Annotated in this window: 9 protein-coding genes; 4 read left to right on the top strand and 5 right to left on the bottom strand. The window is 66.0% G+C overall.

Annotation, left to right across the window (positions count from 1 at the left end; all coding sequences use genetic code 11):
- Nucleotide 1 precedes the first annotated feature (1 nt).
- Nucleotides 2-1012 (top strand): AraC family transcriptional regulator, encoded by a 1011-nt coding sequence (locus AC1D00_RS12015; protein ID WP_477010814.1) that lies wholly within the window; start codon nt 2-4, stop codon nt 1010-1012.
- Nucleotides 1013-1156: 144 nt separating this feature from the next.
- Nucleotides 1157-2587, top strand: a complete 1431-nt coding sequence (locus AC1D00_RS12010) for a serine hydrolase domain-containing protein (RefSeq protein WP_477010813.1) — start codon at nt 1157-1159, stop codon at nt 2585-2587.
- A 170-nt stretch (nt 2588-2757) separates the two neighbouring features.
- Here the strand turns inward: AC1D00_RS12010 and AC1D00_RS12005 are convergent, their stop codons facing one another.
- Nucleotides 2758-4125: an MmgE/PrpD family protein gene (locus AC1D00_RS12005; protein ID WP_477010812.1), complete on the bottom strand. Its 1368-nt coding sequence runs from the start codon at nt 4123-4125 to the stop codon at nt 2758-2760.
- A 124-nt stretch (nt 4126-4249) separates the two neighbouring features.
- On the opposite strand from AC1D00_RS12005, the gene AC1D00_RS12000 reads away from it, so the two are divergent.
- Nucleotides 4250-5365, top strand: a complete 1116-nt coding sequence (locus tag AC1D00_RS12000) for an FUSC family protein (RefSeq protein ID WP_477010811.1) — start codon at nt 4250-4252, stop codon at nt 5363-5365.
- Nucleotides 5366-5452: 87 nt separating this feature from the next.
- Nucleotides 5453-5857 carry a VOC family protein gene (locus tag AC1D00_RS11995; RefSeq protein WP_404551459.1) on the top strand — a complete coding sequence of 135 codons (405 nt, stop codon included), beginning with the start codon at nt 5453-5455 and terminating at the stop codon, nt 5855-5857.
- Nucleotides 5858-5901: 44 nt separating this feature from the next.
- Here AC1D00_RS11995 and AC1D00_RS11990 read toward each other — a convergent pair whose 3' ends face one another.
- The 4 genes from AC1D00_RS11990 to AC1D00_RS11975 form a co-directional block, all read right to left on the bottom strand.
- Nucleotides 5902-7218 (bottom strand): SMI1/KNR4 family protein, encoded by a 1317-nt coding sequence (locus tag AC1D00_RS11990; RefSeq protein WP_477010810.1) that lies wholly within the window; start codon nt 7216-7218, stop codon nt 5902-5904.
- Nucleotides 7219-7301: 83 nt separating this feature from the next.
- Nucleotides 7302-7952 carry a 2-hydroxychromene-2-carboxylate isomerase gene (locus tag AC1D00_RS11985; protein ID WP_477010809.1) on the bottom strand — a complete coding sequence of 217 codons (651 nt, stop codon included), beginning with the start codon at nt 7950-7952 and terminating at the stop codon, nt 7302-7304.
- A complete protein-coding gene (locus AC1D00_RS11980) occupies nt 7949-8437 on the bottom strand; it encodes a DUF2867 domain-containing protein (RefSeq protein WP_135175121.1) in 489 nt (162 codons plus the stop codon). Before AC1D00_RS11980 ends, AC1D00_RS11985 begins: the two co-directional genes overlap by 4 nt.
- Nucleotides 8434-9828, bottom strand: a complete 1395-nt coding sequence (locus AC1D00_RS11975; protein WP_477010808.1) for an MATE family efflux transporter — start codon at nt 9826-9828, stop codon at nt 8434-8436. The genes AC1D00_RS11980 and AC1D00_RS11975 overlap by 4 nt, the downstream gene beginning before the upstream one ends.
- Between the last annotated feature and the right edge of the window lie 307 nt (nt 9829-10135).

Genomic DNA, 10135 nt, shown 5'->3' with positions numbered 1-10135 from the left:
GCTGCTGATGCTGGCGGCGTCGCTGTTGCAGGACTTTCGCAAGGTGCTCGCAGCTCGCCTCGGTGCGGCCTTCGCGCTGGGCTCGGCCGCGCATGCGGCGAGTTATTCGGTGGATGTCACGTCGCGGATCCCGCTCTGGCATGCACCGCTGATCGCGTTGTCGACCGGCACCATCGTGGTGTTCTGGCTGTTCACACGCTCCCTGTTCGACGACGAGTTTCGCCTCCGCTGGTGGCACGGATGGGTCTGGGCGCTGGTGACGGCCTTCAGCTTCGCAGGCTGCGTCTGGATTGCACCCAGCGGCCATGTGCGGTTCTCGGTGACGGTGGTCAATCTGATCGTGCTCGGTTTCATCGCGCTTGCGGTCGGGCAGATGATCGCCTCCTGGCCGGCCGACCTGGTCGAGCGCCGCCGCCGCGTTCGTGTCTTCATCGTCTGCATAACCGCGCTCTATGGCGGGCTGAACGCGGTGCTCCAGATCGCCGCCGCCGGCCACCACGTCGGCGATGTCGCCGAAACCATCAGTGCCGGCGTGCTCGYCGGCACTGTCGCGGCGATCGTCTATGCCATGATGCGCGTTGACGGGGCGGATCTGTTTCCCGCCGCGGCGGAGCCCGCACCGCCGATTGTTTTCAGTCAGCCTGCGGCCGATGACGCCGCCGATCAAAAGCTCATCGACGCCCTGATGCGGCTGATGGGGGACGAGCGGATCTATCGTCAGGAGAACATCACCATCGGCGTGCTGGCGGGCCGGCTGAAAATTCCCGAATACCGGCTGCGCCGCTTGATCAACCAGCGGCTCGGCTATCGCAACTTCAATGTGTTCCTGAACAACCACCGCATCGAGGAAGCCAAGGCCGCGCTCGCCGATCCCGCCCAGGCCGAGGTCCCCGTCATCACCATCGCGATGGACGCGGGCTTTCAGTCGCTCGGCCCCTTCAACCGCGCCTTCAAGGCGGTCACCGGCGTGACGCCGACGGAGTACCGGCGGCTCAAGGTCGATGCGGCCTAGATTTCAGGTCATTGAAATCGCTATATAATTCCAGAATCGGCTAGCCCCGATCAGTTTCGACGAGGCCGATTTCCAAATCCGGCGAGCGCGCATTCGCCGCATCCGACTTCCTCTCGGCACACGCCCCGCAGCCGGAGAAAGCCCGTGACCCGTCGCCGTAAGATCGTCCTCCTCACCACCGCCATCGCCTGCGCCGGCCTCGTGCTCGGCGCGGCGCGGGCGCGTAACGTGCCCAAGGTTGCTACCGGCTTCATCGCCGACACGCTCTGCTCGGAGACGTTCGTCTCCGGCCTGGATCCCCAGCGCAACCTCGCCGAGATCACCGACGCGATGCCGGGTACCGGCCTCCTGACCTGGGCGATGAATTTGCAGATCGATCGCGCCCATAAGGATGTCACGGTGACCCTGTTCGGCATCGGCCGCAGCCATGCCGTCTATCGCGAGGGGCTCGGCTGCACCCTCGAGCACGGCCGGGGGGTCACTGACGTCGCATTGCCGCCTGCTGACAAGCAGCCCGCGCTGCTGCCCGAGATCGCCGGCCCGGGAGTCGCTCCGCCGCAAAGCGGGGACCTGGCAGCCGCGCTCGACCGCGCGTTCGCCGAGCCCGCGCAGCCGCCTCATCGCCGCACCCGCGCAATCGTCGTCATGAAGGCCGGCCGCATCATTGCCGAGCGCTATGCCGATGGCATCGGGCCCGAGACGCAGCTGCTCGGCTTCTCCATGACGAAGTCGGTGATCTCAGCGTTGACAGGCATTCTCGTGCGCCAGGGCAAGTTGAAGCTGGATGGGCCCGCGCCAATCGCTGCCTGGCAAAATCCTGATGATCCGCACCATGCCATCACGGTCGATCAGTTGCTGCGTCACACCGCAGGCATTGCGCTCGGAAGTTCATTGGAGGCGTCCCTCGGTTCCGCGCTCGAGCCGGTCAACGCCATGAAGTTCGCCGAAGACGATATGACCAGCTTTGCCGAGCGCGCGCCGCTCGGGACCGCGCCGGGCACTGCGTGGAATTATCACGACGGCAATTTTCTCATTCTCGCGCATCTGATCCGCAACGCCGCGGGCGGCAAGCCCGTAGATGCGCTGGCCTTCGCGCGCCGCGAATTGTTCGCGCCGCTCGGCATGAACAACGTCACGCTTCAGCTCGACAGTGCCGGCACGATCGAGGGCTCCAGCAACATGCTGGCCTCCGCGCGCGACTGGGCGCGCTTCGGCCAGCTTTATCTCAACGACGGCGTTGTCGGCGGCAAGCGCATCCTGCCGGAGGGCTGGGTGAATTATTCAGCGTCCGCCACGCCGAACGCCTGGGTCGGTATCGGCGCCGGCTTCTGGACCAACCAGGGCGATGGTTTTGGTGCGAACTTTCGCGTCACACACGGCTGGCCGCGCGATGCCTTCTTCGCCAAGGGCACGATCGGGCAGTACACGATCGTGATTCCGTCGGAGCGCCTGGTCATCGTGCGGCTCGGCCGCTCGCCGAACTGGCCGCCGCAAGCGGACGGCGTGTTCGATCTCGTGCGCGACGTGGTGGCCGCAACACGCACCGAGAAGGGGAAGCTGGCGGGGGCGAACTGAAGTAGCGAGGAGCGCCGCCTCTTCTCCCTCGCCCCGCTTGCGGGGTGAGGGGGAGTCTCCGCAAGGGAGGTAAAAGACGGATTCGCGGAGAGTCCCCCTCACCCGGCATCCGCGCTTCGCGCGCATTTCCGGCGTCTCCCCGCAAGCGGGGAGAGGCAAACAGACGTCTCCTACCTTCCCAGCTCCGTCGCCTTCGCCACGCGATCGAACCGCTCCAGCGTCAGGATCGCATTCGCGAATTTCTCCGCCCGCGCATTCAGCACCGGGCGCGCCAGCGTCAGGAATTTCTGCTGCATTGCCTGCGCATCGGGAAACGAGTTCGGCTCGCCGGAGGGATCGGCATGGAGCCGCTCGTGCACGCCATCGTCCGTCGTGATGCTGACGCGCGCACCGAACGGATGGGTGCGCCCGATCTCGAGCCGGTCGTCCTGCACCACGTCGAACTTGTCGGCGAGCGCGTCGATGGCGGCATCGCCAAGGCGGTTGTAATCGTCCCAGCCGAACGAGCCCTGGTCGAGCGCGAGCGCGCCGGTGAAGAACATCGAGAACTGGCCGCCGACGATCGAGGTCGGGTGCCGCTTGGTCGCGGCATCGCCGGTCAGGGTGATGCCGTTCCGATGCAAACCGATCTCGACGCGCTTGACCTGGTCGGGCGTCAGATTGTGCTCGCGCCGCATGGCGATCAGCGCGTCGATCGCGGCATGGGTGTAGCGGCAGCTCGGATACGGCTTCACGCCGATCTTCATCGTCTCGTAGGTCTTGCCGAGCTCGGCCACGGCCTTTTCAGGATGCGCATCGTCGGTGTAGCCGGCGAGCAGGCCGTGCTTGCCCTCGACCGATTCGGTCGCRCCGACGAAATCGTTGCGCGCCAACGTCGCGGCGACCACGCCGTTCATCGCGGCGGCGCCGACCTGGTAGCGCTTGTTCCAGGCGCCGTTGACCAGGAATTGCAGCGAGCCCGCGGCCTGGCTGCCGGAGACGCCGAAGGCGGCGATGATCTGCTTTTCGCTGAGGCCGAACAGTTTTCCGGCCGCGGCTGCCGCGCCATAGGTGCCCGCGGTCGCGGTCGGATGGAAGCCGCGCGCATAATGCGAGGTCGGGTCGAGCGCGTTACCGAGCCGGCAGCAGACTTCATAGCCCGCCACGATCGCGGTCAGCACGTCGCGGCCGGAAGCGCCGACCATCTCGCCGACGGCGAACGCGGCCGGAACGACCGGCGCGCTCGGATGCAGCGAGGAATCCGCATGGGTGTCGTCGAAATCGAGGGAATGGCCGAGCGCGCCATTGAGCAGCGCCGCGACCGCAGGGGTCCAGGTCTTGCTATCGCCGAACACGGTGGACTCGCCCTTGGTGTCGAGCGCGAGCGCCTCCAGCATCTTCAGGATCGAGGGGGTGGATTCCGCTTCGCTGCGGGCCCGGATGGCGCTGCCGAGAAAATCCAGCGTCAGCACCTTGGCGCGGTCCAGCACTTCCGCTGGAATATCCTGGTATTTCAGATTGAAGACATAGGCGGCGAGCGTTGCGGTTTCGTGGGCCATCGTGTTTCCTCGTTTTGGCGCGCAAGTTAGGCGGGCCGATTTGGCCTTTCAAGCGGCCTGGGGGCCGCGGGCATCAGCTATGCTTTTGGCAGGCTCCAAGAGGATCGGACCGGGACATTCGACGATGGCACTCGCAAGACAAATGTTCGACCGGATCCGATCACGGCGGACGCAGCTGGGGCTGGCGATCCGGGTCACGGTGGCCGCGGTGGCGGCCTATGCGATCGCCACCGCGCTGCATCTGCTATTGCCGCTCTGGGCCGTGCTGACCTCGCTGATCGTGACCCAGATGAGCGTCGGCCGCTCGCTGAAGGCAACGCGCGACTACGTGCTCGGCACGATCGGCGGCGCCATCTATGGCGGCGCCATCGCGATCCTGATCCCCTATTCGACCGAAGCCGGTTTGTTGGGGCTGCTGGTCCTGGCGGTCGCGCCACTCGCCTTCGTGGCCGCGATCAATCCGAGCCTCAACGCCGCGACGGTGACCGCGATCATCGTGCTGCTGGTTCCGACCATGCATCATTCCGATCCCCTGGCGTCGGCGATCGACCGCGTCAGCGAGGTCGGGGTCGGCGCCATCACCGGGCTGCTGGTCTCATTCCTGGTGCTGCCGTCGCGCGCGGTGCGGCAGATCCGCGCCAGCGCGGCCACGCTGCTCGAGCTGATCGCGGATGCCTTCACCGAACTGCTTGCGGGCCTGACGCGCGGCCGCGACAACGACGCGCTGCATCGGATCCAGGACGGCATCGGCACGGCGATGGTCGGTCTCAATGCGATCGGCGCCGAGGCCGAGCGCGAGCGCGCCGCGCGCCTGTCGAGCGGGCCCGACACCGGTCCCTTGCTGCGAACGGTCCTGCGGCTGCGCCATGACGTCGTGATGATCGGCCGCGCCACCGTGGTGCCGCTGCCGGCCGAGGTGCAGATGCGGCTTGYAGCTCCCTTGACGGAAGTCTCGACCGTGATCGCGCGGTTCCTGCGTTCGGCCGCCGCGGCTTTGCGCGAGGGCGTCGGCGCGCCGCCGATCCATCCCGTGCATGTCGCGCTTCAGCACTACGCCGAGGCGGTTGCCGCGGTGCGCCATGACGGTCTGATCCGCGGCCATTCCGGCGACACCGCCGAACGCTTCTTCGCCATCGGCTTCTCGCTGGAGCAGATGCACCAGAATCTCTGCGATCTCGACCGCGTCGTCGGCGAATGGTCGGAAGTCTCGACCGACAAGTCCGCACGCGTGGCGGAGTGAGCTTGGGCGTGTACTCAAAAGCGTCGGCTGCCGACTGCAAAGCGCCGTAGAACAGTGAACGAGCTTGAGACGAGGAAGGGAGAGAACATGCTAGGGAACGCGAAGGTGGCAACCCGGCTTCCGGCAAARGACCTGAACCGCGCTCGGGCATTCTACTCCGAGAAACTCGGGCTCGAGCCGATAGAAGAGCGTGCGGGCGGACTCCGCTATGTCTGCGCGGGGGGCGAGTTTGCGATATTCATCTCGGCAGGAGTGCAAGCCCACACGCACACGCAGATGGGATGGGAGGTCGAGGATATCGAGGCAACCGTACGCGAGCTTCGCGCGCGGGGAGTCGAGTTCGAGGAGTACGATCTGCCCGGCCTGAAGACTGTCGAGGGGATTGCCGAGATTGCGGGAAATTACCCCAGCAAGGGTGTTGGAGAGCGGGGCGCCTGGTTTCGCGACAGCGAAGGTAACTTGCTCGGGGTGGGGCAGCCGGTGCGAAGTTGACGGGCGACCGCGTCGCCTTCGAGGGAACACGCCCTACCGCCGCGTCAGGAGAGATCGAAGAACGCGAGCTGCGTCGCATCGCGCTGCGCGATGCCATCGGTCAGCGCCTTCAATGCAACGTCGAAAGACGGCTGCCGCTGCTCCAGCTCCCAGGCGCCGTCATGGTCCCACTGAAAGCACTGGCCGTAGCGTTCGCCGGGCTCGACATGGAGCAACAGGCAGCGGCTGAGTTGCGACGGCTCCGCGATCGGCACGAGATGTTTCAGCGACACGCCGTATTCCTTGCGGAAATAAGCGCAGGCCTCTTCGACCTCGTCATCGGAATGGGCGATGAAGTCAACGAGATTGCGAACCTGCTTGGTCAACTCCTCGGGCGCATAGAAGCGCAGTTCGGAGGACGATTGGGGCAAACGCACCAGCAGCTCGGCCTCGCCGCGCTTCAGCAGGAATTTGCGATAGTCGTCGGGGAGCTGGACGCCCAGCGCCTGCTCCGCCGCCGTCACATCCGCCTCGCTCGCCGGCGTGCCGCGCTTCCAGCGCCAGCCTTTCTTGGAGCCTCCCGCCTTGCGCTTTGCTTCGTATTCGGCATAGCCGGGAAACGCCATGATGTCCTCATAGCCGCCGAAACGCGACCATTGATAGGCGTCGTCAAAAGCCTCTTCCCGCCGMTCGGGAAAGAAGCCGCAGAGCAGCTCGGCGCGCTTGAGGATGCGCGCGTGGTTCGGGGCGGTCTTGCACAAATGCTCGATCGTCTTCAGCGCGGCATCGGGATTGTCGGCCTCCAGATAAACATCGCTCAGCAATTCCAGGATTCGCCCTTCCAGATCGCCCTCGTAGATCGACCACGCATAATGCGGCTCCTTGGCCGCGCGCCGCGCCAGCAGCGTGTCGCGCGCCTGCTCGGCGAGGCGCACTGTCCGTGCCGTGTCGTCTCCTGCGGAAGAACTGCGGCGCGCGGCGTGCCAGAGATAAAGCGGCTCGTGCTCGGCCGGCGTGCCTTTGAGTGTTTCGAGCTGGCTTGCCTGCTCGGCCATCGGCGCGGCAAGCGCCAGGATCATCAGCTCGTCCAGGCCCTTCTGCCAGTCCGGCTTGGCGTCCGGATCGGGCGGCAGATCGCGCAGCGTATATTGAGTGTGGACGGTCTCGACATAGCCGGCCGCGACGAGATCGGCGACCTGACGGCGGAACGCCGCAGCCGCATCGGCAATATTGGAAAATGTCTTGCGCGAAAATTCATCCGCGTCGGGATCGCCCTTCCAGTTCATATGAACGCCGATCACCATGGGATCGCTGCCCGGGACCAGCATCAATTCGCGATCGTCATCGCCGGGTGCGCGGTGGAAGAACTTTGCCAGATACATGCGACCCTCCGAACGCGCCGCTGGGATCGGGGCGCCACGTCTCAGTCGCAGCTTTCGAGGAACCGGTTCATGCCGGCCGCGCACTATCGCTTCGTCAGGCCCTTAGCCACCATGCGCCAGAGCAGGAGATCGATGCGGTCCTGGCCGAAGAACGGCTCGTTCTCGAACACGAAGGTCGGCACGCCCCAATGGCCGGAGGCGGYGTGGTCCTTCTCGTTCTCGGCGATCACCCGCTCGTAACGATCCGGATCTGCGCTGATCGCTTCATCCATCGCGGCGAGATCGAAGCCGGCCTTCCCGGCGGCGCAGGCGAGATGATCGCCTTCGTTCCAGCCCGCCACCGAGCCGTCCCACAGCACGCGGGCGATTGCGTCGGTGAATGCGAGCGAACGGCCCTCGAGCTGCGCCATCGCACCCAGCCGGGTCAGCCGGTGGATGTAGGGCTGCTCGGCCGCGACATCGAACGTCGTCTTGTCCTGCACGATCGGATCCGGCCTCGGGAAGCGGAATGGAATGCCCTCGTGCTGCGCTACGCGCGTGCTGTCGAGCACCACATAGCGAATGAAGTTCGGGCTGGCCTTCTTGAAGAAGCCGGGCACGCGGACTGCGATCGGGTAGACCGGTCGCAGGTTCACCGCGAGATCATACTCTTCGACCAGCTTCAGCGTCCTCGGCAGCGCCAGATAGCTGTAGGGACTGCGGAAGGAATAGAACAGGTCGACGGAGAGCGTCATCGCGCCGGCTCCGCGATCCCCCCGATCATGCTGCGGGCCACGACCTTGTGGAACGGCGTGATGATCGCGAGATAGGTCCGTCCGAGCAAATTGTTCGTCTTCACCAGCGTAGTCAGGGTCACCTCACGGCTCGCTGCATCCCCGGCCACGTCCACCACAATGCGGAAATCGAGGTGAAAATCATTGAAGCCGGCGATCAGTCGCTCCGGTGTCTCGCTCAACACGGGAAACAGTCCGATCAGGCCGCCGGGTGCGGGCGCGCCTTCGCCGGATTTTTTCAGGCCGAATGGCGTGACGAGAATGTTGCGCAGGCGCACCAGCGCGCTGATCCAGCCCGGCTCGTTCGCGACCATCCGCGTGCAGGCCTCGCGTGCGTTCACTGCGGCCGTACCGATATCGACGCGAAACGCGTCGATGAACTGCGCGCCGGCCAGCACTGTGCCGGCGTCGACATTGGGGGTGATTTCGCGAACCTGTCCGGTCATCCCGCCAGTCTGCGCGTCAGCATCCGGAAGCGCAAGATCAGAAGGCCGGCATAAACGAACGAGCCGACTGAAAAACCGATCCAGATCCCGACCGCGCCGAGCTGGGCGTTGAAGGCCAGCACCCAGCCGACCGGGAAGGCGACGCACCAATAGCCGATCGCCGCGAACACCAGCGTCATCCTGGTGTCATTGATGCCGCGCAGCGCGCCGCCCATGATGGTCTGCAGGCCGTCGGCGATGAAGAACGTTGCCCCGACGACCAGCAGCGTCGCCGTCAATTCGATCGTCGCCGCGCTGGCCTCGCTGCCGCCGAAGAACAGCCGGCCCACCTGGTAACGGCCGAGGATGATGGCGACCGTCAGCGCGGAGACGAGCACGATCCCGAGCACGGCGGCGACGAGGCCCGCGCGCCTGACGGCGAGCGGCTCGTTGCGGCCGAAGGCATGGCCGACGCGCACCGTAGCCGCCATGCCGATGCCGAGCGGCACCATGAACAGCACGGCGGTGACCTGCAGCGCGATCTGGTGCGCGGCGATCGCGGCGGTCGAGATCAGTCCCATCAGCAGCGCGGCCGACGAAAACAGGCCATACTCCAGCAGCAGCGAAAACGAGATCGGCGCACCGATGGTGACGAGCTGGCGCATCAGCGGCCAGTCGATCCGCCAGAGGTTTGCGAGCGGGTGGTAGTCCGAAAACGGCTTGCGCCAGGCCACGACCGCGAGCGCGGCAAGGAAGGTGCCGAGATTGACCAGCGTGGTTCCAAGGCCGGCGCCGAACAGACCGAGCTGGGGCATGCCGAACAGCCCGTGGATCAGGGCATAGACCAGCACCGCATTGACAGGGATCGCCGCGACCGTGATCCACAGCGGCGCCTGTGGGCGGTTCACCGCGCTCATCATGCTGCGCAGCGCGATGAAGCCGAGCGCCGGCGCGATGCCCCAGGCGAGGCCATAGAGATAGCGCTGCGCCAGTGCGGCCGATTGCGACGCCTGGCCAAGTGCGAGCAGAATGTGCTCGCCATAGAGCGGCGAGGCCATCATTGGCAGAGAGATCAGCAACGCGACCCACAGGCCGACGCGCAAGGCGCCGCGGATGCGCCTGACGTCGCCGGCGCCGAACGCCTGCGCGGCCAGCGGCGACACCGCGGACATCAGGCCGAGCCCGAAGGTGAAGCTGACGAAATAGACCGTATGCGCCAGCGCGGCCGCCGCGACCACCTCCTCGCCGAGCCGCCCGATCAGCGCGAGATCGGTCGTGATCATCGCGATCTGCCCAAGCTGCGTCAGCATCATCGGCACGGCCAGCCGCAGCGTCTCGACGAACTCTTCGGCGAGATGGTTTTGCGGCACGCCGGCTTGCGGCTGCGGACGAGGCTGGACTGTGTCGAGCATGGCCGGTCAATAACACAGCCGCACGTCGAAAACATGGCTCACGTGTCCCGGACGCGCGAAGCGCGAGCCGGGACCCAGGAGCCACAAGCATCGATCCCGCAATAAGGGCCCCGGCTCAGCGGCGCATCACGACCGGACAATGCTTCGCATCGCCGGGCGTGCTGTGCCGCGTCCGGGGCACGAGTGAGTTGACGAAGGCGGTCTCTTCTCCCTCTCCCCGTTCTGACGGGGAGAGGGTTGGGGTGAGCGGCCTGCTTCCGCAGAAAAGGTGGCAGTTGGACTCGCGGAGGCTCCCCCTCACCCGGAT

Source organism: Bradyrhizobium sp. P2_E8 (assembly GCF_056403875.1).
The sequence above is the reverse complement of the archived record's forward strand: the minus strand, read 5'-3'. Positions and strand labels throughout refer to the sequence as shown.